The following is a 25761-nucleotide window of genomic DNA, read 5'->3' on the forward strand; positions in this document are numbered from 1 at the left end:
TCCTGATGGCAGCTGCTACAGCGGCAGACGGATCCGACGTCGTTGTTCGAAGACGTACCACTCCCGGAAGCCCATTTCCTTCAACTGCTTCCGGACCAGCTCGTGCTCTTCCCCTACTCGTTCCGGGTCGTGCGCATCCGAGCCGAAGGTCATCTTGACCCCCCGGCGCTGGGCGCGTTCCAGCAGGTCATCGGCTGGATACCAACCACCGCAGTCCTTGGTCTTGCCTGAGGTGTTCACCTCGACGACCACATCGGCCGCCACGATCGCGTCAAGCATTGTGTCGACGGCAGGCGTGTCGATTTCCGCGATTTCCGGACAGACCGCCTTGATGACGTCGATGTGGCCAAGGATATCGAACATTCCGGCACTGGCCGAACGTGCGACCAGGTCGCAGTAATCTTCCTTGGCCTTCCGCAGGTCAGCCTTGCTGGCTCCTTGCCAGCGCTCCCTGCGGAACAGGTCGACACCGTCGAGCACGTGCACCGAACCGATCACATAATCCAATGGATACCGCGCGTAGATGCTCGCGTAAAGCTCCGCGTGCTCCGGGAAGTAGTCGGACTCGACGCCGACCAGGACTGTGATCCGGTCGCGGTATTCCGCGCGCAGCCGGATGGCCTCGTCCAGGTAGGCCGGGAACTCCGACTTGGCCATCGCCACCCCCGGCAGCGGCTGCTCGGCCGGGTCGGCGAAGAACGGCGAATGGTCCGACACCCCGATGATGTCCAGGCCGTGGCTGATCGCCGCCTCGATGTAGCTGCGCAGCTCCCCCCGCGCGTGCCCGCACCGGGAGTGGTGGGTGTGCAGGTCGAAGGTGGTCATAGCGCGGTGTAGCCCCCGTCGACCATCAGGTTCTCCCCGGTCACGTAGCTGGCCTCGGCGGAGAGCAGGAACGCGATGGTGGAGGCGATTTCCGAGGGGTCGGCGGTGCGCTTGAGGATGTGCTTGCCGCCGATATCCGGGTGCTGGTCCGCCTGTTCCCTGGTAAGGCCGAGCTCCTCGCGGTGGTAGCGCTCGTTGTTGGCGTTCCAGACCGTGCCGGGGTTCACCGCGTTGACCCTGATCCCGGAATCGGCCAGGTCCAGCGCCATGCACCGGGTCATGTTGGCCACCGCCGCCTTGGTGGCGTTGTAGGTGAGGTATCCGGGCTGGGCGATGTGGCCGGAAATGGAGGCGATGTTGACGATCGAGCCGCCACCGGCCCGCGCCATGTGCGGCGCCGCGTGCTTCACGCACAGCGCCTGCCCCATGATGTTGACGTCCATGATGCGGCGCCATTCGTCCACGGTCGCCTCAAGGCCGCGCATGATGAACACCGCTGCGCAGTTCACCAGGAAGTCGACCCGGCCGAACTGCTCCGCGGTCCCGTTGACCGCGGCGATCACCGACTCCTCGTCGGCGACATCCGTGTGGGAATACCAGACCCGGCCACCGGCCTCGGTCAGTTCCTCTTCGGCGGCCTTGCCGTAATCGTCGCTGACATCCGCGATGGTGACCGCGACACCCTCGGCCACCAGCCGGTCCACGGTCGCGCGGCCAATTCCCTGGGCGCCACCGGTGACGATCGCCACCTTGCCGTCAAGCCCCTGCATTCTCTCGCCTTCCACTGCCGGTGTAGTGCGCGGTCACTCTTTTTCCAGCCGGTTCGCCAGCTCGTTCCACGTTTCCGCGTTGACCCGCGCCAGCTTCGCGATGATTCCCGAGCAGTGCTCCGGGAAGTCGTTGACCAACTGGTCCACCTGCGACAGGTCGACGGTGTGGAAGTTGAGCCAGCGCAGCAGCTGGCGGCCCTTTTCCTTCGACCGGATCGAAGGGTCCTTCTGCAGGATGTCCATGATCTGGCCCCGGTCCGGCACCTCCCGGCGCGGCGGGGCGGCGACCTCGGCCCTGGGCTGCTTCTTCGGCTGGGTGAGGCCGCGGTGCCTGGCCGGCACCGGATCCTCACCCTGCCGCAGGCGCTCGCGGACGTCCCACACGGTCGACGGGGACACCCCGGCGGCCCTGGCGATCTCCCGGACCGAGGCCTCGGGGTTGCCGCGCATCAGCTCGCTGGCCAGCTGACGACCGGCGGAGGCGTTGAGCGGGCGCACCCGGCCGTCCCGGCTCACCCTGGCGTTCGACTGCGGATGTTCCTCGCTCGAACGCCGCCGGATCGCGGCCACGGTCTTGGCCGAGAGGCCGGACAGGGTGGCGATCATGCGGTCGGACCACTGCGGCCGGATACCGATGATGCGGGTGGCCGCGGCCGTGCGGTCGTTCAGCGACAGCGGCAGGCCGTGCGTGACATTGGCTTCCACCGCGAAGACGAAGGCGTCCTGCTCGCCGCCTTCGAAGAACCGCACCTCGATCTCGTCCCAGCCGCGCAGGATGGCCGCGCTGAGCCGGTGCATGCCGTCAATGACCCGCATAGTCGAGCGGTGCACGATGATCGGCGGCAGCGGCGCCTCGGATTCGGCGAGGACTTTGACGTGCTCCTTGTTCTCGCCACTCAGCCGGGGCGAGTCCGACGGCCGCAGCGAGCTGATCGGGATAATCTCGGTTGGACTTCGCTCCAGCTGACGAATGCGCCACGAGTTCGGCGCGACTTCTTCCAGACCGGAGCCGGACCCCAAAGGTTGAACAGGGTCAGAAATACTCATGAATTCCCCAAAGGCTCATGTGTGACGCACAAGTACGAACCAATCCGGCACTGCGGATCAGCTCCGCGAAACCGGTCTGCTACTTCGCACCCGCGCCACCTGCCCCGGCGGCAACCTGTCGTGCCCCATCACTAACCAACCCCAGTTCGTGCGCGCGAAATGGGTGACGTGGTCGCGCTCAGGAATCACCGGACCACCGCGCCCATTATCACACGATAGTTGTCCAGACAACCCATCCGCACGAATTCACCCCGATGGCTGTAACCATAATCGAGCGATGATCGAGTTGACCAGAAGCGCACCATTGACGAAATTTTCGAAAACTTCCGGGACTTCCGCCCTCGAACCCGGTAAGGTGCCCACCTTCAACCTGTACAGCGTTTACCGGCACCTTGCGCACGGACCTGGTAACGCTCCGCGACCTTGACGCGAACGGCACGCGTGCCGCGGACCAGCATCGAGTGACCGAAAGCACTGCCGCGCGCGGGGACAAGCCGGATGCATCGGGCAGCGCGAGCACGCTAGGTATTGAGAAGCGAATACTCAGTACTGCGAAACCCCGGCCGACGTCCTGCTAATGGCCCTTGACCGTCGGCCTGCCAGTACTCGACCGCGTCACCAGTTCGGCGGGAACCTCCAGGTGCCGCGCTGGTCCGCCGGGATTGGCCATACGTTCCACCAGCAGTTCCACGCAGTGCCGCCCTATCTCGGCGAAGTCCTGGCGCACCGTGGTCAGCGGCACCGGCAGGTAGGCCGCCTCAGGGATGTCGTCGAAGCCGACCACGCTGACCTCCCCCGGCACCGGCCGACCGGCCTCGTGCAGCGCGCGCAGCAGCCCCAGCGCCATCTGGTCGTTGGCCGCGAACACCGCGCGCACCTCGGGATCGGCCGCCAGCGCCTTGCCCTGCTCGTACCCCGAGGCCGGTGACCAGTCGCCGCGCACCGGCTCGGGCACCGGGGCCCCGGCCGCGCGCAGGGTGTCCCGCCAGGCGTGTTCGCGGCGGTGCGCGGCGTGCGAGTCGCAGGGGCCGGAGAGGTGCCAGACCGTGGCATGGCCGAGGGCGAGCAGGTGGTTGACGGCCTGCCGGGCGCCGTCGGCCTGGTCGATGTCCACACCGGGGTAGCCGTGCGCGCGGTCGCCGTCGGCGACCACCACCGGCAGCGCGGAGGGCAGGGTCAGCGCGGGTGTGTCGAGGATGCGGGACTCGATCAGCACGATGCCGTCCACCGACTGCACGGCCAGCCGGTCCACCGCCTCGGACACCGCCTGTTCGGTCCGCGCGCGCACGCCCATGAAGTTGACCGAGAACCCGGCCTCGCCCGCGGCGGCGGTGATGGCGCCGAAGGTGCGGGCGTTGCCGAGGTCGCCGATGTCGAAACTGACCACGCCGATCATGCCGAAGCGGCCGGTGACCAGCGCGCGGGCCGCGGTGTTGGGCCGGTAGCCCAGCTGGGACATGGCCGCGCGCACCCGTTCCCTGGTGGCCGGGTCCACGTTGGGGTGCTCGTTGGCCACCCTGGACACCGTCTGCGCGGACACCCCGGCCAGCCGGGCCACATCACCCTGGGACGGGCGGCGCACCGAGTTGACCCGGTCCCTTCTGACCATGCCGGACATCATCCCAGTCCCTCTTGACACCGCACGGCGGCACTCCCAGACTGTCCGCACCAGATCGATGTTTACGTAAACATACCCTGCGAGGCGGACCATCGTGAGTTCTCAGCGCAGGCGCACCGCACTCACCGGGTACGCGTTCTTCGCTCCCTTCCTGCTGGTGTTCCTGGCCACCGTGGTGCTGCCCCTGGGTTACGCGGGCTACCTCAGCCTCTTCCACGAGCGGCTGGTCGGCGGGCGGGTCTTCGTCGGCCTGGACAACTACCTCAAGGCGCTCACCGACCCGGTCTTCGGCGCGGGCCTGCTGCGGGTGACCGGTTTCCTCGCGGTGCAGGTGCCGCTGATGCTCGGCCTCGCGGTGGCCGCGGCGCTGGCCATCGACAGCGGCAGGCTGTGGCGGCCGGGACTGTTCCGCGCCGGGGTGTTCGTGCCCTACGCGGTGCCCGCGGTGGTGGCCGCGCTGATGTGGGGCTACCTCTACGGCACCGACTTCGGCCTGGCCGGACAGCTCGGCAAGATCCTTGGCCTGCCGCTGCCGGACTTCCTCGGCGGCTCCTGGCTGCTCGCCTCCATCGGCAACATCGTCACCTGGGAGTTCGTCGGCTACAACATGCTCATCTGCTACGCCGCGCTGCGCGCGATCCCGCCCGAGCTCTACGAGGCGGCCGAGGTCGACGGCGCGGGCCCGCTGCGGGTGGCCTGGAGCGTGAAGCTGCCCGCGCTGCGCCCGGCCCTGCTGGTGGCCACGGTGTTCTCGGTGATCGGCAGCTTCCAGCTGTTCAACGAGCCCAGCATCCTGCAGAGCCTCGCCCCGGCCTCGATCACCACCGGCTACACGCCCAACCTCTACGCCTACAACCTGGCCTTCGACGGCCTGCGCTTCGACTACTCCGCCGCCATCGCCGTGCTGCTCGGCCTGGTCACCGTGGTGATCGCCTACGTCGTGCACACGGTCACCGAACGCCGGGAGCGCCAGGGATGAAACAGCGCCGCCCCTCACTCGCGCTCACCTTGCCCATGCTGCTGATGCTGGGCTACGCGCTGCTGCCGCTGGTGTGGCTGTTCGTCAGCGCGACCAAGTCCGACGCCGATCTGTTCAGTTCCTTCGGGCTGTGGTTCGGCGGCGAGTTCTCCTTGTGGGACAACATCAAACGAGTGCTGGCCTACGACAACGGGATCTACCTGAGCTGGTTCGGCAACAGCCTGCTCTACGCGGTGGCCGGGGCCGGTGGCGCGGCGCTGATCGCCACCCTCGGCGGCTACGCGCTGGCCAAGTTCGACTTTCCCGGCAGGCGCTGGCTGTTCCTGCTGGTGCTGGGCGCGATCTCGGTGCCGGGCACCGCGCTGGCCCTGCCCACCTACCTGCTCTTCGCCGAGGCCGGCATCGTGGACAGCGCGTGGGCGGTCATCCTGCCTTCGCTGGCCAGCCCGTTCGGCCTGTACCTGATGCGCGCCTACGCCCTGGAGGCGGTGCCGGACTCGCTGCTGGAGGCGGCCAGGCTGGACGGCGCGGGTGAGCTGCGGATCTTCGGCACCATCGCGCTGCGGCTGCTGGCCCCCGGCCTGGTCACGGTGCTGCTGTTCGCGCTGGTGGCCACCTGGAACAACTACTTCCTGCCGCTGACCATGCTGAGCACGCCGGAGCGGTTCCCGCTCACCGTCGGGCTGCGGCAGTGGAACGCCTTGGCCAACGGCGGTTCCGGCGGCGGCGAGGCGATGTACCCGTTGCTGCTCACCGGAAGCCTGCTGGCGATCGTGCCGCTGGTGGTGGCTTTCCTGTTCCTGCAACGGTTCTGGCAGTCCGGCCTGGCCACCGGCGCGGTGAAGGGATGAGGATGCGCGCGCTGTTGCTGGCCGTCCTGCTGCTGGCCGGCTGTGCCGCCCCGGTGCAGGACGGGGTACGGCTGACCTTCTGGACCTGGGTGCCCGGGATGGACGCGCTGGCCCGCAAGTTCGAGGCCACGCATCCCGGGATCCGGGTGAAGGTGGTCAACGCGGGGCAGACCAAGGACACCTACACCAAGCTGCAGATCGCGGTGCGCGCCGGTCGCGGCGCCCCGGACCTGGCGCAGATCGAGTACTCGGCGCTGCCGCAGTTCGCGGTCACCAAGCAGATCGCCGACCTCTCCGCCCTCGGCGCGGACTCCCTGCGGGACCGGTTCACCGACTCGGCCTGGGCGCAGGTGACCATCGGCGGCCGGGTCTACGGCGTCCCGCAGGACACCGGCCCGATGGTGATGTTCTACCGCAGGGACGTCTTCGACCGGCTCGGCCTCACCCCGCCGCGCACCTGGGCGGAGTACGTCGAGACCGGCCGCCGGATCAAGGCCGCCGACCCGCAGGTCCGCCTCGGCTTCCTGGACCCCGGCGACCCCGGCACCATGGACGGGCTGCTGTGGCACGCGGGCGCGACGCCGTTCCAGTTGCGGGACAACACTTCGGTGACCCTGGACCTCACCGGGTCGCCGGGCGCGCGGGCGGTCGCGGACACCTGGTCCACACTGCTGCGCGAGGAGCTGGTGGCGCCGGTGCCGAGCTGGACCGACGAGTGGTGGAAGGCCGCCTCGGCCGGCCGTTACGCCACCTGGCTGGCCGGGGCCTGGGCGCCGGCGAACCTGGCGCACGCGATCCCGGAGTCCAGCGGGAAGTGGGCGGTGGCCCCGATGCCGAAGGACAGCCCTGGCGAGGCGGAGAACGGCGGCTCCTCGGTCGCGGTGGTCGCGGGCAGCCAGCACCAGGCCGCCGCGCTGACCTTCGCCACCTGGCTCAACGCCGAACCCGAGGGCGCAGGCCTGCTCAACCGCGAGCTGGGCCTGTTCCCGGCCACCCGCGCGCTGCTGCGCGATCCGGCCTTCCTGGACCAGGAGCTGCCGTTCTTCGGCGGCCAGCGGGCCAACCGGGTCTTCGCCGCGGCCTCGGACGGGGTGCGTCCCGGCTGGCACTACCTGCCGTACCAGCCCTACGCCAACACCCAGTTCAAGGACACCGTGGGCCAGGCCATCGTCAACCGCACCGCCCTCGGCCCCGCGCTGGCCGACTGGCAGCGCCGCATCGCCGACTACGGCCGCGAGCAGGGTTTCACCATCACCACCGGAGGATGAGCACCGGCATGCTGGCTCTGACCGAAGACGGCTTCACCCTGGACGGCAAGCCGTTCCGGCTGATCTCGGGCGCGCTGCACTACTTCCGGGTGCACCCGGACCAGTGGGCCGACCGGCTGCGCAAGGCGCGGCTGATGGGCCTGAACACCATCGACACCTACGTGCCGTGGAACCTGCACGAGCCGCGCCGCGGCGAGTGGCACTGGGACGGGATCGCCGACCTGCCCAGGTTCCTGGACCTGGCCGCCGCCGAGGGCCTGCACGTGCTGCTGCGCCCCGGCCCCTACATCTGCGCCGAGTGGGACGGCGGCGGACTGCCTGCCTGGCTGCTGGCCGAGCCGGACATCCGTTTGCGCACAACCGATCCGCGTTTCCTGGCCGCGGTGGCGGACTACTTCGCCGAGCTGCTGCCGAAGGTGCGTCCGTACCTGGGCGGGCCGGTGCTGGCGGTGCAGGTGGAGAACGAGTACGGCGCCTACGGCGAGGAAACCGCCTACCTGGAGGCGGTCGCGGGGATGCTGCGCGAGGGCGGGGTGGACCTGCCGCTGTTCACCTGCGACCAGCCCGGCGACCTGGTCAGGGGCGTGCTGCCGGGGGTGCTGGCCACCGCGACCTTCGGCAGCCGGGCCACCGAGGCGCTGACCCGGCTGCGCGAGGTGCAGCCCAGCGGGCCGCTGGTGTGCGCGGAGTTCTGGGACGGCTGGTTCGACCGCTGGGGCGGCGTGCACCGCACGCGCACTGCCGAGGACGCGGCGTCCACTTTGGACGAACTGCTGGGCGCGGGCGCCTCGGTGAGCATCTACCTCTTCCACGGTGGCACCAACTTCGGTTTCACCAACGGCGCCAACGACAAGGGCACCTACCGGCCGACGGTGACCTCCTACGACTACGACGCCCCGCTGGACGAGGCGGGCGACCCGGCGCCGAAGTACCACGCCTTCCGCGAGGTCATCGCCCGCTACGCGCCGGTGCCGGACGAACCGGTTCCGGCTCCCGGCCGCAAGCTGGCGGTGCCAGAGATCGAGCTGACCGAGTCGGTGTCGCTGCTGGACTCGGTGGCCGCGCTCGGCGGCGGGCGGCGGTTCCTCACCCCGCCGACGATGGAGGAGCTGGGACAAGCCAGCGGGTTCACCCTGTACGAGACGGTGCTGGCGCAGGACGGCCCGATCACCCTGGAGGTCAGCGAGTTCGGCGACCGGGTGCAGGCTTTCCTGGACGGCCAGCCGGTCGGCGTGCTGGAACGGGAGAACCACGAGCACACGCTGCGCTGCCGGGTCCGGCCGGGCGCGGTGCTGGGCCTGCTGGTGGAGAACCAGGGCCGGGTCAACTACGGGCAGGGCATCCACGACCGCAAGGGCCTGCTCGGCCCGGTCCGCGCCAACGGCATCGAGCTGCTGGGCTGGACCGCGCACCCGCTGGAGCTGACCGAGCTGTCCGGGCTGGACTTCAAGGATGAGCCGCCGGGGCTGGGACCGGTGTTCCACCGCGGCGTGGTGGAACTGGCTGAACCCGCCGACACCTTCCTGGATCTGACCGGCTGGACCAAGGGCAACGCCTGGGTCAACGGCTTCCCGCTGGGCCGCTACTGGTCCCGCGGCCCGCAGCGCACGCTCTACGTCCCGGCCCCGGTGCTGCGGCCGGGCCGCAACGAGATCGTCGTGCTGGAACTGCACGCGACCAGGGCTCCGGTGGTGGCCCTGCGCGAGCATCCTGATCTCGGTGAACTGGAGGAATGACGTTTCGGCTGGTCATGAGGCCTGGGCCAACGCCTGCTTTGTGTGTTACTTTTGGTTACAGTAACGACGAGTAACAGGTACCCGGCTTCTAAGGAGTCTTCATGACCAGCCAGGCCGTCGCGCAGAGGTTGCTGGACTCGTCGCAGGCGCTGTCCTACGACCCCACGACCGAGGTCGACTGGGACACGCCGCTGGATGAGACCCACCACGGCATGAGCCCGGAATGGTGCAGCCTGTACGGCACCGCGTACTGGGCGGAGATGACCCCCGAGCAGCAGCGGGAGCTGACCCGCCAGGAGTCGGCCTCGGTGGCCAGCACCGGGATCTGGTTCGAGATGATCCTGCAGCAGATGGTGCTGCGCGACTTCTACGCCAAGGACCCCACCGACCCGGCCTTCCAGTGGGCGCTGACCGAGATCGCCGACGAGTGCCGCCACTCCATCATGTTCGCCCGCGGCGCGGCCAAGCTCGGCGCGCCCGCCTACCGGCCGAGCAGGCTGGTGGTGGAGCTGGGCCGGATCTTCAAGACGGTGGCCACCGGGGAGTCCGCCTACGCCTCGATCCTGGTCGCCGAGGAGGTCCTCGACGTCATGCAGCGGGACTGGATGCGGGACGAGCGGGTGGCCCCGTTCGTGCGCACCATCAACAACATCCACGTGGTCGAGGAGTCCCGGCACATGAAGTTCGCCAGGGAGGAGACCAAGGAGCGGCTGCGCGGCGCGAGCTGGTTCCGCAGGCAGCTCGACGCGCTGGTGGTCTCCATCGTGTCCTACTTCATCGTCACCAGCATGGTGAACCCGAAGGTCTACGCCAACGCCGGACTGGACACCAAGCGGGCGCTGCGCGAGGCCAAGGCCAACCAGCAGTACAAGTCCATGATGCGCTCCAGCTGCGCCGGCCTGATGGAGTTCCTCAGCTCCGCCGGGCTGCTGACCAAGCCCGCCACCTGGTTCTACCAGCGCGCGAACCTGATCTGACCGATGGCCTTCGCGATCACCCAGACCTGCTGCAACGACGCGTCCTGCATCGCGGTCTGCCCGGTCAACTGCATCCACCCGACGCCGGGTGAGCCGGGCTTCGGCACCACCGAAATGCTCTACGTGGATCCGAAGGCCTGCATCGACTGCGGCGCCTGCGCGGACGCCTGCCCGGTCGACGCGATCTTCCCGGTCGCCGACCTGCCGGGCCCGCTCAAGCCCTACGCCCGGATCAACGCCGACTACTACGCCGGCCGACCGCCCGCCCTGGCGAGCGCCGCGCACGCGCCCATGTTCCACGACTGGGACCCACCGGAGTTCGCCCGCGCCATCCCGGCCGACTTCCCGGCGCTGGACGTCGCGGTGGTGGGCACCGGCCCGGCCGGCATGTACGCGGTGGCGGACCTGTTGCTGCACACCAACGCCAGGGTCACGCTGATCGACCGGCTGCCGGTGCCCGGCGGGCTGATCCGCTACGGCGTGGCGCCGGACCACCCGTCCACCAAGAAGATCGGCGAGACCTTCGCCCGCTTCCACGGCCACCCGAGGCTGCGGCTGCGGCTGGGCGTGCGGGTCGGCACGGACGTCACCGCGGCGGAGCTGGCCCAGCGGCACGACGCGGTGATCTACGCCGTCGGCGCCTCCTCGGCGCGCTCGCTGGAGATCCCCGGCGAGCAGCTGGCCGGCAGCCTGGCCGCCACCACCGTGGTCGCCTGGTACAACGGCCATCCCGATGTGCCGGCGGACGCGGTGGACCTCTCGGCGGAGCGGGTGGTCGTGGTGGGCAACGGCAACGTGGCCCTGGACGTGGCCCGCATCCTGACCGCCGACCCGCGCACCCTCGAGGGCACCACCATCGCCCCGGAAGCGTTGGCGCGCCTGCACACCAGCAAGGTCCGCGAGGTCGTGCTGCTGGCCAGGCGCGGCCCCGAGGTGGCCGCCTGCACCATCCCGGAACTGCTCGCGCTGCTCCAGCGCACGGACGTGGACGTCGTGGTCGACGACGCCGACCCCCGCACCGCGCAGGCCATCGACGCCGCCGCACCGCTGGACAAAGCCGGTCTGCTGCAAGGCCTCAAGCGGGAACCCGTGGACCTCGCCGCCCCTCCCCCGCCGGGCCGCCGCCGCATCGTGCTGCGGTTCCACTCGGCGCCAAGGGAGGTCCTCGGCGACACCGAGGTGCGCGGTCTGCGGGTCACCGGCCCGGACAGCGAGGTCGAGATCGCCACCGGCCAGGTGGTCCGGGCGGTCGGCTATCGCGGCATCCCGGTGCCGGGACTGCCCTTCGACGAGGACAGCGGCACCATCCCGCACCACGAGGGACGGGTGGCGGACCGGCCGGGGACCTACGTGGTCGGCTGGATCAAACGCGGGCCCAGCGGCGGGATCGGCGCGAACAAGGCCTGTGCCGGCGAGACGATCGGGGCGCTACTGGCGGACGCGGTGGCCGGCAGGCTGCGGCCACGGCGGAGGCGGCTCACCTCGCGCCTGCTGGGCCGGACGGCGAGCTGAACGCGAACGGGGCGGGGTGGCAGTCGCCGCCCCGCCCCGGTGTTCGCGTTGATCAGGTGCCGATGCAGGACACCACGCCGAGCGCGCCCTCGGCGGTCTTGGTCGCGACCACCTTGCCGTCCACGGTGATCTTGCAGGTGAGCGTGCCACCCTTGGGTCCGGAGGTGGCCATCAGCGAGCCGCCCTTGATCAGGCCCTTGTTCTCCAGCTGCTTGGTCCAGGGCAGGCTGGTGGCCTTCTCCTGCTGGGACTTGCCCAGCTCGCCGTAGGTGATGTCCACCTCGGTGGCGGTGCCGGTGACCTCGTACTCGACCTTGGCCACCCGCTCCACCTCGTTGCTGACCTGGTTGAAGGCGGCCCCGAAGACCGCGGCCCAGGCGATGCAGACCAGCAGGCCGATCGCGGAGACCGCGATGCCGGCGATCGCCATGCCCTTGTTGTTGGCGCGGCCCTTGTTGACCCGGATGAGTCCGATCACGGAGAAGATCAGGCCGAGGATGACCAGCGGCCAGGCGATGACCCCGATGAACGGGATCCAGGAGAGGAGCAGTCCCACCAGGCCCAGCACGAACCCGGTGATGCCCAGCCCGTTGCTGGGCTGCTCGACCTGGGTCTGCTGGTACGACTGGTAGGGATTGGGTTCGGACACGTACCGGTTCCTTTCGAAGCCCCACGGCGGCGGCGCTGTGGGCTTTGGGCAAGAGCGACAATCTCGCAGAGCATGACCATCGACTCGCTAACGCGTGGCTAATCGCGCCTACCGTCACCCGTTCGGCGGTAGCTCAGGCGACAGCTGACTTCTCCGGAGCAGGGCGGCACACCAGTGGAAGTGGCCGTCGCTGCCGTCGGCGGAGAACAGGTCGTAGGTGGTGAGGGCGTAGACGGCCTGGTAGAGCGCGAGCGTCGCGGCCGGGTGGCCGAGCTCCCCGGCGAACAGGCCGGTGAGGGTGGCGGTGTGCTGCTCGGCGTGCGGTCCGTACATGTCCCAGATGGCGGCGGTGACCGCGGCCTCGAACGCGGGATCGCCCGCGGTGGTGAAGAAGCCGAAGTCGAGCACGGCGGTGGGCCGGCCGGTGTCGTCGACGTGGATGTTGGGCGGGACGAGGTCCCCGTGGATGGCGCTGACCGGTGCGTCGGGCAGGACGGCGAGGGCGGCGAGAACCCGTTGCACCACAACGGAAAGACCCGGCACGTGGGCGGCGAGCACCTCGCCGTGACGGCGGACGGCGCGCTGGAGCAGGGCGGCCAGCGCGTCGGGGAAACGCGGGTGGCCGCGCCAGAGCGGGCGGTCGTCGCCGTGCACGGTGAGCTCGCGCATGGCCTCGGTGCCGGGGACGGTGGCGAGGGCGCGCAGGACAGTCAGCAGCGCGGTGGTCTCGGTGGCGGGCAGGTCGCGTTCGGCGGAGGTCATCACCGGCTCGGCGCGGAAGGGCGATCCGGTCAGCTCGCGCTCGTAGGTGACGAAGACGCCGTCGTGCAGCTCGGTGTCGAGGATCTCCGGGGTGGCGAAGGGCAGCCGGTGGCGGGCGATGTCGGCGTAGACCCGGCGGGAGAGGTCGAGATCGGTCGGCGGCCTGCCGCTCCACACCTTGGCGACCAAGCCCTCCTCGAGCCGGTAGACGGCCCCCTCGACCCCGGCGGCGAGGGGACGCGGGGCGCGGTGGCCGCGACGGGCGAAGTGGGCGAGCCACTCGTCGGCATGGCGCTGGCGGTATTCGACCATGGGGGGAGTAAACCCGCCCTCGCCCGCACTAGGCCAAATGCAGGCACCTGCGCGCGAGCTCGCTTGCGTTCGCGTTCGCCACCATGTCCACGATCGTGCTGGCACCGGCCGCCGCGGCCGCGACTCCGGACTGCACCTGGCAGGCTTCGGAGGTCGCCACGCCGGACGGCTACGGCACGGCCGGGCTCCGGGTCACCGGCGTCGACGGCAAGGGGAACTACTCCGGCTACTACGGCAGCAGCACCGACCCACAGGCGCAGCCACCCAGGGTGCGGTACGCGACCTCCGGTGACATGAACGCCGCGGGCGTGCAGGTGGTCAACGGGCTGCGCGCGGGCCCGAACAACGTGCACGTGGCCCTGACCCACTCCCCGGAGACCGGTTACCGCGAACTGCCGGTCCCGCCGGGCACCTACGACGCGCATGCGATCTCCATCGCCGACAGCGGAGACTTGGTGGGCAGCGCCCGCCGCGTGGACAATCGGCAGGGTGGCCGTGCATTGGCCGGCCTCCGGGGCCGCGCCTGTGGTCATCGACCCGCCGACCATGCCGCACGCCTCGGCCTACGAGATCGAGCCCGACGGCACGATCGCGCTGGGCAGCGGCTACAACCACCAGGTTGAAGGACAACCGGTCCTGGGTCTGGGACGTGCGCACCGGGAACGTGACCTACTGGGAGGGCGCCAGCACCATCAGCGCGGTGAACCGCAACGGGCTCATCGCCGGGCAGCTGCGCGACGGCTTCGGGCCGGTCGCGGTCTGGCAGGACACCCAGTTCCTCGGCGAGCTGCCGCTGCCCGCGGGCGCGACCGAGGCCAGGGTGACCAAGATTTCCGACGACAACACGGTGTTCGGCTACCCCTTCGGCGAGCACGGCACGACGTTGCGCTGGCACTGCGCCTGAGCACAACGGCACGGCCGGGGCCACCCTCCGGCCGTGCCCGCATGGCGCGGTCGGGGATCAGCGGCGCAGCCGCCGCCAGGTGAACGCGGCCAGCACCGCCGCGCTGATCGCCGAGCCCAGCACCACCAGCGTGGTGAGCGAGGCGGATATCCCGATCACCAGGATGGCCAGGCCGAGGGCGTAGGCGGCCAGCACGCCGAGCAGGGCCAGCGCCGCGTGCCGAGTGCGGGCACCGGGTGCGGACAGGCCGAGGAACCGGGCCGCCAGGCGTGGATCCTCCTCGGCGAGCCGCCGTTCGATCTCGTCCAGAGCGCGCTGCTCGTGATCTCGTAGTGCCATTCGCGGCCTCCGCCCGTGTTGCTCACGGGTACTACCTCGATCACCCGCCAGTATCCACCCGAAACCGGCAACACCGCTAGGTCGTGTCGGCAAAGCCCCGTCTGCGGGAGTCGTGATCGGTTTGGCTGCTGGCGGCGCGGCTACCGCGGGCGGGGCTTTGCCGGCACGGCCTGGGTCGAGCTATCACGATCGGCGACGGTGGTGGTGCACGGTGACGGCGGCCAGCAGCGGTCCCCACCGCAGCAGCGGCGCGTAGCAGAGGCCCATCACGGTCGCCGCGGCGCCGCGCGGCATGTCCGGGTTGCCCATGCTCGGGTCGATGCTCCAGGCGACCGCGCCGCTGACGGTGATCACGATCAGCGTGACCGCGCCCAGTGCCGCGGGATGACGGCGGCGAGCGGCGGGACCGGTCTGCCGCCCAGCATCGGGATCCAGCGCGGCAGCACCTCGCCCCACGGCCGCACCAGCCCGAGGGTGAGCAGCGCCAGCCCTTCCACCAGCGGGCTCAGCAGGATCGGCCACACCGAGCCCCAGCCGGGGATGTCGCCCGCGCGCATGCCGGCCTCGCTGAAGCCGACCGGGACATCAGCGGCCATCGCGACCCGCCACAGCCCCGAGGGCACGGCGGTCAGCGCGACGGCATGCGCCGCCCAGCGCGCCCAGGACGGCACCCGCCCAGCCATCCCGTCCGCCGCCGCATCCGTGGCCAGCACCTGTGTCATCCCGTTCCCGTTCGCCGTCCTGTGGCCAAGGCTGGCCGGCAAACCGAGAACATCAGTCACTTTCGAGAACACCGTTCTTGACGCAGGCCGGAGCACTGGGACACACTCTCCCTCGACAGAGAACAGTGTTCTCGTTTTTGGCCAGCGCTCCGAGAGGACAACCACCATGACCGGCACCGCCCAGCAGCCTTCCCGTCTTCGGGACCACGTCGGCCGCGGCCTGATGGGCTTCAACGCCGTGATCACCGTCGCGGTGTTCGTCAACGGGTTCTTCCTGATGGCGGCGGCTGATGACGACCGGTTCATGGTGGAGGGGTGGCGTACCTTCGGCTACTTCGTCTTCAGCGCGATGTGGGCGATGCTCGCCTTCCGCCCGCGCCTGGCGCCGGCGATCTGGGAGCTGGTGATCTTCCACAAGGTGGCCTCGACGGTGGTCGCCATCTCCGTCATCCACACCACGGAGGGCTTCCAGTCCACCATCGCCGACGCATTCGTCTCCCTGTCCACGATCCTCGCCTACGTGCTCTGCCGCGGCTGGGAGTCCTGGCGGGTGGTCCGGGCCGACACCACCGCACCGCGCGCGGCCTGAGCCGAAACGCCGGATATGGTCGGCTCATGGTCACTCCACGGCAGTCGGCGCGCGAGCACATGATGCGGGACATCGTGCGCGTGGGGCGCGAGCACCTGACCTCGGTGCTGCCTGCCGAGTTGTCCCTGCGGGCCGTGGCAAGGGACCTCGGCGTGGTGCCCTCCGCGCTCTACCGCTACGTGCGCGACCGCGAGGCACTGATCACGCTGCTGATCGTGGACGCCTACAACGAGCTCGGCGATGAGGTGGACGCGGCGCTGGCCGCCGCCGCGCGCCGGTCGCACCGCAACCGCCTGGAGGCCGCGGTGCTCGCCGCGCACGCCTGGGCGGCCAGGGAGCCGTCCAGGTTCGCCCTGCTCTACGGCACACCGGTGCCCGGCTACGCGGCTCCCGGCGAGCAGACCATGCGACCGGGCACCCGGCTGGTGTACGCGATCGCCATGCTGGCCGAGGACGCCTGGCGGACGGGCAAGCTGACCGCGGTGACGGCCCCGCTGACCAAGAGCGTCCGCGCGGACATGGAGAAACTGCGCCACGACCACGGTCTGACCATGCCCGTCGGCAACGTGGCCAGGGTCTACGGGCTGTGGTCGGCGATCGTCGGCGCGATCCTGTTCGACACCTTCGGCCAGTACGCGCGGGACACGGTCACCGACCCGGAAGCCTTCCTCCGCGCGCACATCGCCGGACTCGCCGGCACCATCGGTCTCTAGCCGACGCTGCGGTGCAGGTGCGCCACGAGCGCTGAGCGGCGGGGCACGCCGAGCTTGCGGTAGACCCGGGCCAGGTGGGTCTCCACGGTGCGCTCGGAGAGGAACAGCCGGGTGGCGATCGCCTTGTTGGTCAAGCCTTCCCCGGCCAGCGCGGCCACCTCGGACTCCCGGCGGGTCAGCGCCCCGGGCGCGCTGTGCGCCGGTCCCGGGCCCGGTGGCGCGCAGCGGCGGCCCAGGCGGCGCTGGTGGCGGGTGGTCTCCTTCAGCAGCAGTTCCGCGCCGGAGCCGGTGAACAGCGCGGCGGCCCGGTCCAGCTCGGCCAGGGCTTGTTCGCGATCGCCCGCGGCGTCCCAGCCGAGTCCGGCCAGCAGGCGCGCCCTGCCCGTCTGCACCACGTCGCCTGCGCTGTGGAAGCCGCGGGCGGCGGTGGTCGCGGTGCGCGCGGCCGCGGCTCCGTCGGCGGCGGCGAGCTGCATGCGGGCGCGGGCCAGGTGGGCGAAACCCCAGCCGCGCGGGCGGTTCCGGTCCGCGACCCGGCTCGCGCGCTCGGCCCACTCCCCCGCTTCGGTCAGCGCGCCGCGGGCCAGTGCGGCCTCGGTCAGGGTCTCGTAGTGCTCGGGCCGGTAGGCGTGCAGCAGGCCGGGCAGCTCGGGGCCGCCGAGTGCCTCGACCTCGGCGCGGAAGTCCACCGGCTCGCCCAGCGCGAACCGGGCGGCGGTGCGGCTGAACAGCACCCAGGCGCCGAGCTGGAAGTCGCTGTCGTAGGCGCCGGGGTGCACGTCCTCGGACTCGGCCAGCGCGGTCTCGATCTGGCCGCGCCAGCGCGCGGTGGTCAGCAGCGCGGTCAGCCCGATCAGGTAGGGCGGCAGCGCGCCGACCAGCCTGGCCGCCTCGATCGCGTCCCGCGCGGTGGTCGCCGCCTCGGGCAGTTTGCCCAGTGCGGCAAGGGAAACCGCGCGCGGGGTGAGGAACTCCGAGAGCAGCAGGTGCTGGTGCCGCTGGCGGGCCAGGTGCAGGCCGCGGTCGAGGTGGCGCAGCGCGTCGGTGTGCCGGTCGTGGCTCTGCTCGGCCATGGCCACCCACATCAGCGTGTTCCACAGCGGCAGCACCTGTTCATCCGGCAGCTGGTCCAGCGCGGTGGCGGCCATGTCCAGGTTCGCGATCGCCTCGTCGCCGCCGTCGGGCGGGGCGAACAGCACCGCCATCGCGCGGGCGGCGATCTGCAGCGAGGGGTCCCGGCACCAGATCGCGGCGGCCCAGGCCAGCCGGGTGGCGGCCAGCGCGGACTTGTAGCCGCCGCGGCGGAACTCGATCAGGCCCCTGGTCAGCCACAGCACCGCCCCTGCCGGGGTGTCGGTCATCGGGGCCCGGTCCAGCTCGCGGCGCACCAGGGTGTCGGAGTCGGCGAGCTGGCCGCGCCAGCGGTGCAGCAGCGCGCAGCGGCCGACCGCGGTCTGCCGGAGGTCGTCGTCGCCGGGGGTGTGCGCGAGGATGTCGTGCAGCACGCTCAGCGCCTCCTCGACGTTGCCGGTCAGCGCGATGCTGGTGGCGTAACCGAGTTGCAGGCGCAGCCGGTCCACCCCGGCGTCGGCGGTGGTCAGCCGCAGCGCGGCCCGGTGCAGGCTGGCCGCCGCGGCCGGGGCGTGCAGCTGGAGGTTCTCCGCCGCGGTGGTGAGCACCTGGATGGCGGAGCTGTCGCCGACCTTGCCGCAGCGGGCCAGGTGCGGGGCCAGCTGGGTGGCCGGGGCGCCGCGGGCGCGCAGCAGCTCGGCCACCCTGCGGTGCGCGGTGGCCTGCCACAGCGGGCTGGCCGACTCGTACACCGCGGCCCGCAGCAGCGGGTGCCGGAAGGTCACCGAACGGTCGGGTTCGTTGGCGCGCAACAGGTCCGCGGCCACCAGCTGCTGCGCGGCGGCCAGCGTCTCCGGTAAGCCGATGCCGGCCGCGGCGGCCACCAGCTCCGGTTCGATCGGCTCGCCGATCACCGCGGCCGCCTTGGCCACCAGCCGGACCTGCTCCGGCAGCCGGGTGAACTCGGCCAGCAGCGCGGACTTCGCCGGCGCCGGGACCTGCTCGGCCAGCTGGTGCGGGTGCAGCGCGGACTCCGGCGCGCGGGCCAATGCTTGGAGGTACAACGGGTTTCCGCCGCTGGCCTGGTGCAGTGCGGCCGCCCGCAGTCCGCCGACCGCGGGCCCGAGCAGTCGTGTGGCCTCGGTCAGGTCCAGCGGTCCCAGCTCGATCCGGCGGCTGCTGCCCGCCGGGACCGCGCGGGTGAGCACCGCGGCCACCGCGCTGGGCAGCTGCCGCGGCCGGTAGGCGGTGATCAGCAGGATCGGCCTGCGCGGGCGGTGCCGCAGCAGCTGGGCGAGCAGCTCGGCCGAGGCCGGGTCGCACCAGTGCACGTCGTCGAGCACCAGCACCAGCGGGCGGTGCTCGGCCAGCAGCTCCAGCGCCCTGATCACCGCGCGGTGCAGCTGGAAGCGTTCGGCGTCCAGGCCAAGCCCGTCGGCCGCCCGCCCGGCGCAGGCCGGGAACACCGAGGCCAGCCGGGCACGCAGCGCGGCGGGCAGCGGGTGGTCGGCCAGCAGCGGGTCCAGCGCCTCCACGAACATGCCGAAGGCGGGCCGCGGCTCGAACTCCACGCCCCGGCCCCAGCCCAGCAGCACGCCGTCCGCGCGCTCGCGCAGCTCCTCCAGCAGCCTGGTCTTACCCAGCCCAGGCTCGCCGACGACCTCCGCGACGCTCAGCCGTCCCCCCGGCAGGTCGTCGAGCAGCCGGGTCAACTGCCGTAGCTGGCTGTCCCTGCCCACCAATGGCATCTCGTCCCCTTTTCCCCCGAGGACGGTTTACCAGAAGTGCGGTGAGGTCCAACGATCACCGAGACGATGCGCGCGCACGCAACAACGCCACCGCCATCGGCTTGCCGGACCGGGCGCGCACCTCGAACCGGGCAGTGGCCGGGCCGATCGGGGTGACCACAATGGCCAGCTCCACCGGTCCGCTGATCACCGGCGGGTCGCCCCGGCGCAGGCCGCTCACCTCGACGTCGGCGCAGCGGAGGACGAAGAACTCCGCGCCCGCGGCCAGCGCCAGCTCGCCGAGCACCGCGGTGGCCCGGCCGAGGCTGCGTTTGGTGATGGTGTCCACGCTGGGCCAGGCCCGCGCGTCGATGACCAGCCGCCAGCTGAGCACGCCGTCGCCGTCGGGTGGTCCGGTCAGGACGCCCAGCAGCGGGTGGACCGCGGGTGAACAGGTCATGGGCCCAGCGTCCCGCAAACGTGGGCGCCGCGGGCCCAACCTGTACCGACGGACCTCCAGACTTGCCCGGAAGTCCACCCGGGAGCGCCTGTGCTCAGGTCTCTTCGTCCTCCGCGTACAGCGGTTCGTCCCGGGTGCGCCGCCAGTGCACGACCCCACCGATGGCCAATGCCCACAACGGCACGCTGTACAGCCAGCCGAGCACCGGACTTCGCCTCCCCACGATCACCGGACCAGGGCAGAGTAGTGCCGGGCGCGGACCACCGGACAGAGCACCATCGGGTGAAACCGATGGTCCGCGAGATGCGGCTGGCCGCACAGCGGATGATGTTGTCTCGACAAACCGGGCCGAGGGGACAGGGGGAACGCGCGATGCGCTGGGACAGTTGGGTCGCCATCGGGGACAGCTTCACTGAGGGCATGTGCGATCCGGCCCCCGGCAGCAGGCCCTGCCAGCCAGGTCCGGACGCCCGGTACCGGGGCTGGGCCGACCGGCTGGCCGCGATGCTGGCCGAGGCCGAGCCGGGCACCCGGTACGCCAACCTGGCGGTGCGCGGCAAGCTGATCGGCGAGATCCACGCCGAGCAGGTGCCGGTGGCGGTGGCCGCGGGGCCCGCGCTGGTCACGGTCAACGGCGGCGGCAACGACCTGCTCCGCCCCGGCAGCGATCCCGACCAGGTGGCCGCGGCCTTCGAGGACGTGGTGGCCGACCTGCGCGCAGCGGGCAGCCAGGTGCTGGTGTTCACCGGCTACGACCCGCACCAGGGCTCCCTGCTGCGCCGGATCAGGGGCAAGATCGCCGTCTACACCGCGCACGTGCACGCCATCGCCGCCCGCCACGACTGCCTGCTGGTGGACCTGTGGGCTTTCCGCGCGTGGACCACCGACTGGCGCTACTGGTGCCCCGACCGGGTGCACCTGGCCGCCGAGGGGCACCGCAGGGTCGCGCTGCGCACCGCCGAGGCGCTCGGCCTGCCGGTGACCGAGGACTGGCGAGCGCCGCTGCCCGGGGTGCCGGAGCCGTCCAGGGGGCAGCGGCTCTACGCCGACCTGCGCTGGGCCGGGTCGCACCTGGCGCCGTTCGTGGTGCGGCAGCTGCGCGGGATCTCGATGGGCGCGGGCGTGCCGCCGAAACGGCCGGTGCTGACCGAGTTCGCCGAACACTGATTTCGCACCCGATCCGCACGCATTGCGACCGCACCAATACAGGTTGAACCCCATTCAGGTTTTTCCTGGTTCGCGGGGCAGGAACTGAGGTTCTTCCAGGCAGCGGACTTTCCCCTCGTCGCCGCGCGTCCTAGCTTGTGGGCAAGGTGCTTGGCCGGCAGCAGGGGCCGGCCAAACACCTGGTTCCGGTGGGAGGCAGATCCCTGGTGAACACTCCCGGATCTGCCTCCCGCTGGAGATTCAGGCAGCGGCGGCCTTTTCCATCCGCCTCGGCCTGGACCGCGCGCGGTGGCGATCAGCTAGCCCAGCATGTCGAGCAGCTGGGCGCAGCGGATCAGACCGAGGTGCGAGTACGCCTGCGGGTGGTTGCCCAGCGAGCGCTCGGCCACCGGGTCGTACTCCTCCGGCAGCAGCCCGGTCGGCCCGGCACAGTCCACCATCTGCTGGAACAGCTCCTCGGCCTCCGTCCGGCGGCCGGTGAGCAGGTACGCCTCGATCATCCAGGCCGCGCACAGGTGCCAGCCGCCCTCCGAGCCGGGCAGGCCGTCATCGCGGTGGTAGCGGTATACCGTCACACCCGACCGGAGTTCCGCCTCGGTCGCGGTGACCGTGGCCTGGAACCGGTCATCCGTGGGATCAATCAGTCCCGAGAGTCCAATGTGGAGGGTCGCGGCGTCCAGGTCGGTGCCGTCGTAGGCGGTGGTGAAGGACTGGACCTCCTCGTTCCAGCCGTGCTCCAGCACATCAGCGGCAATGGTGTCCCGCAACGGGATCCAGCTGGGATCGAGGTCGCGGCCGTAGGTCTCCCCCAGCGCGATCGCGCGGTCCAGGGTGACCCAGCACATGACCTTGGAGTACACGCGGTGCCGGGGCGCGGCGCGTTCCTCCCAGATGCCGTGGTCGGGTTCGTGCCAGCGGCGGGTGACGGCTTCGGCCATGGCTTCGACCATGCGCCAGTCGTCGTCGGTGAGTTTGCCCCTGGCGTCGCTGAGCTTCTGCACCAGGTCCACGACCGGGCCGAAGACGTCGAGCTGGACCTGTTGGTTGGCCAGGTTTCCGACGCGAACGGGGCGGGAGCCCGCGTAGCCGGGCAGGGTGTCCAGCACCGCTTCCGGGCCGAGGGTGGTGCCGTGCAGGGTGTAGAGCGGGTGCAGGCGTTCCGGGCCGGTCAGGGTGGCCAGCACCCGGTGCACCCAGTTCAGGTAGGACTCGGCCTCGGTGAGGGATCCCAGTGATACCAACGCTTGCGCGGAGAGAGCGGCGTCGCGGACCCAGCAGTAGCGGTAGTCCCAGTTGCGCACGCCGCCGATCTCCTCCGGCAGCGAGGAGGTGGCCGCGGCCAGGAAGGCGCCGGTTTCGCCGTGCTGGAGGCCGCGCAGGGTGAGCGCGGAGCGGGCCACCAGGTCGCGCTGGGTGCGGGGCAGGTTCAGGGCGGCGAGCCACTCGGTCCAGTAGGCGTCGGCGCGGGCCCGGCGCTCGGCTTCGGGCGCGGCGGCGGTCAGATCGCTGGTGCCGCAACGCAGTTCCAGCACCACCGGGGCGTCCGGGCGGACCGTGACCAGGGCCTGGGCGGTGTCGTGCCGGCCGTCGGAGACGATCTCCCAGTCGACGCCCGGGGAACGCAGCACGATCGGGTCGGTGGTGCCCAGCACGCGCAGGCCACCGGGTTCGGCCACCAGGGACACCGGGACCTGGCCGAACTCCGGCCGCGGCGCGAAGGTGACCAGCGCGGTGGTGTCGCCGGAGATCACCCGGATCAGGTCGGTGCGCTGGGGCGGGGCGTAGTGGTCCAGGTAGTCGGTGACCAGCAGCTTGGACCAGCGCGTTTCCACCGTCATGGTGCCGGGCACGTAGCGCTGACCGAGGGGCAGGCCGTTGCGCTCAGGCTTGATGGAGAAGTGGCCCGCGGACGGCCCACCCAAGAGGTCGGCGAACACCGCGGCCGAGTCGGGTTCCGGGTGGCACAACCAGGTCAGCCGGGCGTCCGGGGCGACCAGGGCGACCGAACGTTCGTTGGCCAGCATGGTGAGGCGTTCGATGGGCACGGCCTGCTCGCCGTAGAGCCAGTTCCGCCGTTCCTCCAACAGGAAGGCCAGCACCAGCGCGACCTCGGGGGTGTCCGGGAGGCGGTACTCCGCCGCGGTCTGCCCGTCACCGACCTTGATGCCCAGGTCCGGTCCGGCCAGGGCCTGGAAGGCCTTCTCGTCGGTGACGTCGTCGCCGATGAAGAACGCGGCCGAGGCGGCCACCTGGTGCCGGAGCACGTCCAGGGCGTGGCCCTTGTCGGTGCGGATCACCGCGAGCTCGATGACCGCTTTGCCTTCGGTGACCTGGATTTCCGGCCAGGTGCAGGGGCCCTGCCGGACGGCGGCGAAGACGCGTTCGCCGACCTCGGGGTCGGCGCGGCGGATGTGCACGGCGACCGAGGCGGGCTTGAACTCCAGGTGCACGCCGGGGGTGTTCGCGGTCAGGGCTTCCAGCGCGCGCCGGACCCTGGTGAGGCGGTCCTTGGCGGCGGGGGCGAGCTGGTGCACGAAGCCGACGTCGAACTCCGAGCCGTGCGAGCCCACCAGGTGGACCTCGGCCGGCAGGCGGGACAGGGTGGCCAGGTCGCGCAGGGCGCGCCCGGAGATGACCGCGATCGTGGTGGCGGGCAGGGCGGCCAGCGACCGCAGCGCGTTCACCGACTCCGGCAGCGGCCGGGCACGCTCGGGATCGGCGACGATCGGGGCCAGGGTCCCGTCGTAGTCGCAGGCGATGAGCAGTCTTGGCGTGCGGGCCAGCTGCACGACCGCTCGGCGCAGCTCGGCGGGCAGCGCGGCGGCCGCGGTGCGCTCGGGCACCACGGTCAGCTCGGCGGCGGGCGCCGCCACCGGCGGACTCGACGTGCGGGCCACCCCGGCGTCGCTGAACTGACCCACGGGAACTCCTTCACCACGGCCGCGACCCCGTGTCGCAGGCGGCGACACTAACGCGGGGCCGCACCGGATTCTGGCTAGTTTCGAAGGCGTTCATGCGCCGCCCCCGCACTACTGCGGATAGGAGTTCCGGTTCGCTCTCCGGAACTGGGAAAGCCCGTTCCCACGACTGAGCCCGGCCGCGATTTCCGCGACCGGGGCTCAAGTGTGGGACTAGTGACTAGTCCGCGCCGGACTCGATCGCGGCGAAGTCGAGCAGCTCGTCGTCGCCCTCGGCCATGCCACGGGAGGCGATGGCCTCCGCGCCGCCCTCGGGCATGTCGCCGACCAGCTCGGTCGGCGGCACCTGCTGGACGCCGAGCAGCGCCGGGTGCGTGCTGCCGACCATGCCCAGTCCGGCGTACTGCTCCAGCCGGGCGCGGGAGTCGGCGATGTCCAGGTTGCGCATGGTGAGCTGGCCGATCCGGTCCACCGGGCCGAACGCGGAGTCCTCGGTGCGCTCCATGGACAGCTTGTCCGGGTGGTAGCTGAACCAGGGGCCCGCGGTGTCCAGCACGGAGAAGTCCTCGCCGCGCCGCAGGCGCAGGGTGACCTCGCCGGTGACCGCGTTGCCGACCCAGCGCTGCAGCGCCTCGCGGATCATCAGCGACTGCGGGTCCAGCCAGCGGCCCTCGTAGAGCAGCCTGCCCAGCTTGCGGCCCTCGGTGTGGTAGCTGGCCAGCGTGTCCTCGTTGTGGATGGCGTTGACCAGCCGCTCGTAGGCGGCGTGCAGCAGCGCCATGCCGGGGGCCTCGTAGATGCCGCGGCTCTTGGCCTCGATGATCCGGTTCTCGATCTGGTCGGACATGCCGATGCCGTGCCTGCCGCCGATGGCGTTGGCCTCCAGCACCAGGTCAACCGGGCTGGGAAACTCCTTGCCGTTGATCGAGACCGGCCGGCCCTGCTGGAAGCCGATGGTGACGTCCTCGGTGAGGATGTGCACCTCGGGGTCCCAGAACTTCACCCCCATGATCGGCTCGACGATCTCGATGCCGGTGTCCAGGTGCTCCAGCTGCTTGGCCTCGTGCGTGGCGCCCCAGATGTTGGCGTCGGTGGAGTAGGCCTTCTCGGTGCTGTCCCGGTAGGGCAGGTCGTGGCTGAGCAGCCACTCCGACATCTCCTTGCGGCCGCCGAGCTCGGTGACGAAGTCGGCGTCCAGCCACGGCTTGTAGATCCGCAGGGAGGGGTTGGCGAGCAGCCCGTACCGGTAGAACCGCTCGATGTCGTTGCCCTTGAAGGTGGAGCCGTCGCCCCAGATCTGCACGTCGTCCTCGAGCATCGCGCGGACCAGCAGGGTGCCGGTCACGGCGCGGCCGAGCGGGGTGGTGTTGAAGTAGGTGCGGCCACCGGAGCGGATGTGGAAGGCCCCGCAGGCCAGCGCCGCGAACCCCTCCTCAACCAGGGCCGCCTTGCAGTCGACCAGCCGGGCGACCTCGGCGCCGTAGGCGGTGGCCCGCCCAGGTACGGAGTCGATGTCGGGTTCGTCGGCTTGGCCGATGTCAGCGGTATAGGCGCACGGCACGGCGCCCTTGTCACGCATCCACGCGACAGCAACCGACGTGTCGAGGCCGCCGGAGAAGGCGATCCCGACACGTTCTCCGACAGGCAGTGAGGTAAGCACCTTGGACACGAGTGAAGTATATGCATGCCTCTGTATGACTATGCAAGTGTGAGGTTGAACCGGCAGTCTTCGGGTGACGTGGCCCGCGTCCTGTGGATCTCGTGCGTGAGCGCCGGAGTCCAGGTCGTTCCTGGCGGTGCCGCCGCAACGGCCTCGTACCGGGTTGTACGTGGCCGTTCCGGCGG

The 25761-nt window shown here is 71.0% G+C and carries 25 protein-coding genes; 11 read left to right on the top strand and 14 right to left on the bottom strand.

What is annotated here, in order from left to right; genetic code table 11:
- Window positions 1-15 precede the first annotated feature (15 nt).
- From ACWDY5_RS29405 to ACWDY5_RS29420, 4 genes are all read right to left on the bottom strand, one after another.
- Entirely contained in the window at window positions 16-825 is an 810-nt protein-coding gene (locus ACWDY5_RS29405; RefSeq protein ID WP_449725394.1) for a histidinol-phosphatase, read from the bottom strand.
- The gene (locus ACWDY5_RS29410; protein WP_449725395.1) at window positions 822-1595 is read right to left on the bottom strand and encodes an SDR family NAD(P)-dependent oxidoreductase; all 774 of its coding nucleotides are present in this window, start codon (window positions 1593-1595) and stop codon (window positions 822-824) included. Before ACWDY5_RS29410 ends, ACWDY5_RS29405 begins: the two co-directional genes overlap by 4 nt.
- 33 nt (window positions 1596-1628) lie before the next feature.
- Window positions 1629-2411 carry a streptomycin biosynthesis protein gene (locus ACWDY5_RS29415; protein WP_449725396.1) on the bottom strand — a complete coding sequence of 261 codons (783 nt, stop codon included), beginning with the start codon at window positions 2409-2411 and terminating at the stop codon, window positions 1629-1631.
- Window positions 2412-3216: 805 nt separating this feature from the next.
- On the bottom strand, window positions 3217-4251 hold the full coding sequence (locus ACWDY5_RS29420; protein ID WP_449725397.1) for a LacI family DNA-binding transcriptional regulator: 1035 nt from the start codon (window positions 4249-4251) through the stop codon (window positions 3217-3219).
- Between the two features lie 103 nt (window positions 4252-4354).
- On the opposite strand from ACWDY5_RS29420, the gene ACWDY5_RS29425 reads away from it, so the two are divergent.
- The 6 genes from ACWDY5_RS29425 to ACWDY5_RS29450 all read left to right on the top strand — a co-directional run bounded on the left by ACWDY5_RS29425 (window position 4355) and on the right by ACWDY5_RS29450 (window position 11583).
- Window positions 4355-5239: a carbohydrate ABC transporter permease gene (locus ACWDY5_RS29425; RefSeq protein ID WP_252484361.1), complete on the top strand. Its 885-nt coding sequence runs from the start codon at window positions 4355-4357 to the stop codon at window positions 5237-5239.
- A complete protein-coding gene (locus tag ACWDY5_RS29430; protein WP_449725398.1) occupies window positions 5236-6090 on the top strand; it encodes a carbohydrate ABC transporter permease in 855 nt (284 codons plus the stop codon). The genes ACWDY5_RS29425 and ACWDY5_RS29430 overlap by 4 nt, the downstream gene beginning before the upstream one ends.
- The gene (locus ACWDY5_RS29435) at window positions 6087-7358 is read left to right on the top strand and encodes an ABC transporter substrate-binding protein (RefSeq protein WP_449725399.1); all 1272 of its coding nucleotides are present in this window, start codon (window positions 6087-6089) and stop codon (window positions 7356-7358) included. Before ACWDY5_RS29430 ends, ACWDY5_RS29435 begins: the two co-directional genes overlap by 4 nt.
- Before the next feature lie 8 nt (window positions 7359-7366).
- A complete protein-coding gene (locus tag ACWDY5_RS29440; RefSeq protein ID WP_449725400.1) occupies window positions 7367-9094 on the top strand; it encodes a glycoside hydrolase family 35 protein in 1728 nt (575 codons plus the stop codon).
- 101 nt (window positions 9095-9195) lie between these two features.
- Window positions 9196-10071 carry an AurF N-oxygenase family protein gene (locus ACWDY5_RS29445; RefSeq protein WP_449725401.1) on the top strand — a complete coding sequence of 292 codons (876 nt, stop codon included), beginning with the start codon at window positions 9196-9198 and terminating at the stop codon, window positions 10069-10071.
- A gap of 3 nt (window positions 10072-10074) precedes the next feature.
- Window positions 10075-11583, top strand: coding sequence for an FAD-dependent oxidoreductase (locus ACWDY5_RS29450; RefSeq protein WP_449725402.1), 1509 nt, complete (start codon window positions 10075-10077; stop codon window positions 11581-11583).
- Window positions 11584-11635: 52 nt separating this feature from the next.
- Here ACWDY5_RS29450 and ACWDY5_RS29455 read toward each other — a convergent pair whose 3' ends face one another.
- Both ACWDY5_RS29455 and ACWDY5_RS29460 read right to left on the bottom strand, forming a co-directional pair.
- A complete protein-coding gene (locus tag ACWDY5_RS29455; protein ID WP_449725403.1) occupies window positions 11636-12232 on the bottom strand; it encodes an MmpS family transport accessory protein in 597 nt (198 codons plus the stop codon).
- 114 nt (window positions 12233-12346) lie between these two features.
- On the bottom strand, window positions 12347-13306 hold the full coding sequence (locus ACWDY5_RS29460) for a phosphotransferase family protein (RefSeq protein ID WP_449725404.1): 960 nt from the start codon (window positions 13304-13306) through the stop codon (window positions 12347-12349).
- 83 nt (window positions 13307-13389) lie between these two features.
- Between ACWDY5_RS29460 and ACWDY5_RS29465 the strand changes: the two genes are divergently transcribed.
- Entirely contained in the window at window positions 13390-13929 is a 540-nt protein-coding gene (locus ACWDY5_RS29465; RefSeq protein ID WP_449725405.1) for a hypothetical protein, read from the top strand.
- Window positions 13926-14210: a hypothetical protein gene (locus tag ACWDY5_RS29470; RefSeq protein ID WP_449725406.1), complete on the top strand. Its 285-nt coding sequence runs from the start codon at window positions 13926-13928 to the stop codon at window positions 14208-14210. Before ACWDY5_RS29465 ends, ACWDY5_RS29470 begins: the two co-directional genes overlap by 4 nt.
- 57 nt (window positions 14211-14267) lie before the next feature.
- On the opposite strand, the gene ACWDY5_RS29475 is transcribed toward ACWDY5_RS29470, so the two are convergent.
- The 3 genes from ACWDY5_RS29475 to ACWDY5_RS29485 form a co-directional block, all read right to left on the bottom strand.
- Window positions 14268-14549, bottom strand: a complete 282-nt coding sequence (locus tag ACWDY5_RS29475; RefSeq protein ID WP_449725407.1) for a DUF3040 domain-containing protein — start codon at window positions 14547-14549, stop codon at window positions 14268-14270.
- Between the two features lie 183 nt (window positions 14550-14732).
- On the bottom strand, window positions 14733-14903 hold the full coding sequence (locus ACWDY5_RS29480) for a hypothetical protein (protein ID WP_449725408.1): 171 nt from the start codon (window positions 14901-14903) through the stop codon (window positions 14733-14735).
- A gap of 2 nt (window positions 14904-14905) precedes the next feature.
- A complete protein-coding gene (locus tag ACWDY5_RS29485) occupies window positions 14906-15271 on the bottom strand; it encodes a hypothetical protein (protein WP_449725409.1) in 366 nt (121 codons plus the stop codon).
- 166 nt (window positions 15272-15437) lie between these two features.
- Between ACWDY5_RS29485 and ACWDY5_RS29490 the strand changes: the two genes are divergently transcribed.
- Both ACWDY5_RS29490 and ACWDY5_RS29495 read left to right on the top strand, forming a co-directional pair.
- On the top strand, window positions 15438-15860 hold the full coding sequence (locus ACWDY5_RS29490) for a hypothetical protein (RefSeq protein WP_449725410.1): 423 nt from the start codon (window positions 15438-15440) through the stop codon (window positions 15858-15860).
- Between the two features lie 26 nt (window positions 15861-15886).
- Entirely contained in the window at window positions 15887-16573 is a 687-nt protein-coding gene (locus tag ACWDY5_RS29495) for a TetR/AcrR family transcriptional regulator (RefSeq protein ID WP_449725411.1), read from the top strand.
- Here the strand turns inward: ACWDY5_RS29495 and ACWDY5_RS29500 are convergent.
- From ACWDY5_RS29500 to ACWDY5_RS29510, 3 genes are all read right to left on the bottom strand, one after another.
- Window positions 16570-19392 (bottom strand): helix-turn-helix transcriptional regulator, encoded by a 2823-nt coding sequence (locus tag ACWDY5_RS29500; RefSeq protein ID WP_449725412.1) that lies wholly within the window; start codon window positions 19390-19392, stop codon window positions 16570-16572. The genes ACWDY5_RS29495 and ACWDY5_RS29500 overlap by 4 nt on opposite strands.
- 55 nt (window positions 19393-19447) lie before the next feature.
- Window positions 19448-19831 carry a hypothetical protein gene (locus tag ACWDY5_RS29505; protein WP_449725413.1) on the bottom strand — a complete coding sequence of 128 codons (384 nt, stop codon included), beginning with the start codon at window positions 19829-19831 and terminating at the stop codon, window positions 19448-19450.
- Between the two features lie 94 nt (window positions 19832-19925).
- On the bottom strand, window positions 19926-20054 hold the full coding sequence (locus ACWDY5_RS29510) for a hypothetical protein (protein ID WP_449725414.1): 129 nt from the start codon (window positions 20052-20054) through the stop codon (window positions 19926-19928).
- Window positions 20055-20122: 68 nt separating this feature from the next.
- Here ACWDY5_RS29510 and ACWDY5_RS29515 point away from each other — a divergent pair, with 68 nt between their 5' ends.
- Entirely contained in the window at window positions 20123-20998 is an 876-nt protein-coding gene (locus ACWDY5_RS29515) for an SGNH/GDSL hydrolase family protein (RefSeq protein WP_449725416.1), read from the top strand.
- A 299-nt stretch (window positions 20999-21297) separates the two neighbouring features.
- Here the strand turns inward: ACWDY5_RS29515 and otsB are convergent, their stop codons facing one another.
- Both otsB and argG read right to left on the bottom strand, forming a co-directional pair.
- Window positions 21298-23841 (bottom strand): trehalose-phosphatase, encoded by a 2544-nt coding sequence (gene otsB, locus ACWDY5_RS29520; RefSeq protein ID WP_449725417.1) that lies wholly within the window; start codon window positions 23839-23841, stop codon window positions 21298-21300.
- A gap of 295 nt (window positions 23842-24136) precedes the next feature.
- Window positions 24137-25585 carry an argininosuccinate synthase gene (argG, locus tag ACWDY5_RS29525; protein ID WP_449725415.1) on the bottom strand — a complete coding sequence of 483 codons (1449 nt, stop codon included), beginning with the start codon at window positions 25583-25585 and terminating at the stop codon, window positions 24137-24139.
- Window positions 25586-25761 lie beyond the last annotated feature (176 nt).

It is taken from the genome of Crossiella sp. NPDC003009, assembly GCF_053591555.1.

Coding starts and splice junctions, on each gene's coding strand:
- ACWDY5_RS29405 (WP_449725394.1), bottom strand. CDS start 825: ATGACCACCTTCGACCTGCACACCCACCACTCCCGGTGCGGGCACGCG.
- ACWDY5_RS29410 (WP_449725395.1), bottom strand. CDS start 1,595: ATGCAGGGGCTTGACGGCAAGGTGGCGATCGTCACCGGTGGCGCCCAG.
- ACWDY5_RS29415 (WP_449725396.1), bottom strand. CDS start 2,411: ATGCGGGTCATTGACGGCATGCACCGGCTCAGCGCGGCCATCCTGCGC.
- ACWDY5_RS29420 (WP_449725397.1), bottom strand. CDS start 4,251: ATGGTCAGAAGGGACCGGGTCAACTCGGTGCGCCGCCCGTCCCAGGGT.
- ACWDY5_RS29430 (WP_449725398.1), top strand. CDS start 5,236: ATGAAACAGCGCCGCCCCTCACTCGCGCTCACCTTGCCCATGCTGCTG.
- ACWDY5_RS29435 (WP_449725399.1), top strand. CDS start 6,087: ATGAGGATGCGCGCGCTGTTGCTGGCCGTCCTGCTGCTGGCCGGCTGT.
- ACWDY5_RS29440 (WP_449725400.1), top strand. CDS start 7,367: ATGCTGGCTCTGACCGAAGACGGCTTCACCCTGGACGGCAAGCCGTTC.
- ACWDY5_RS29445 (WP_449725401.1), top strand. CDS start 9,196: ATGACCAGCCAGGCCGTCGCGCAGAGGTTGCTGGACTCGTCGCAGGCG.
- ACWDY5_RS29450 (WP_449725402.1), top strand. CDS start 10,075: ATGGCCTTCGCGATCACCCAGACCTGCTGCAACGACGCGTCCTGCATC.
- ACWDY5_RS29460 (WP_449725404.1), bottom strand. CDS start 13,306: ATGGTCGAATACCGCCAGCGCCATGCCGACGAGTGGCTCGCCCACTTC.
- ACWDY5_RS29465 (WP_449725405.1), top strand. CDS start 13,390: ATGTCCACGATCGTGCTGGCACCGGCCGCCGCGGCCGCGACTCCGGAC.
- ACWDY5_RS29475 (WP_449725407.1), bottom strand. CDS start 14,549: ATGGCACTACGAGATCACGAGCAGCGCGCTCTGGACGAGATCGAACGG.
- ACWDY5_RS29485 (WP_449725409.1), bottom strand. CDS start 15,271: ATGACACAGGTGCTGGCCACGGATGCGGCGGCGGACGGGATGGCTGGG.
- ACWDY5_RS29490 (WP_449725410.1), top strand. CDS start 15,438: ATGACCGGCACCGCCCAGCAGCCTTCCCGTCTTCGGGACCACGTCGGC.
- ACWDY5_RS29495 (WP_449725411.1), top strand. CDS start 15,887: ATGGTCACTCCACGGCAGTCGGCGCGCGAGCACATGATGCGGGACATC.
- ACWDY5_RS29500 (WP_449725412.1), bottom strand. CDS start 19,392: ATGCCATTGGTGGGCAGGGACAGCCAGCTACGGCAGTTGACCCGGCTG.
- ACWDY5_RS29505 (WP_449725413.1), bottom strand. CDS start 19,831: ATGACCTGTTCACCCGCGGTCCACCCGCTGCTGGGCGTCCTGACCGGA.
- ACWDY5_RS29515 (WP_449725416.1), top strand. CDS start 20,123: ATGGTCCGCGAGATGCGGCTGGCCGCACAGCGGATGATGTTGTCTCGA.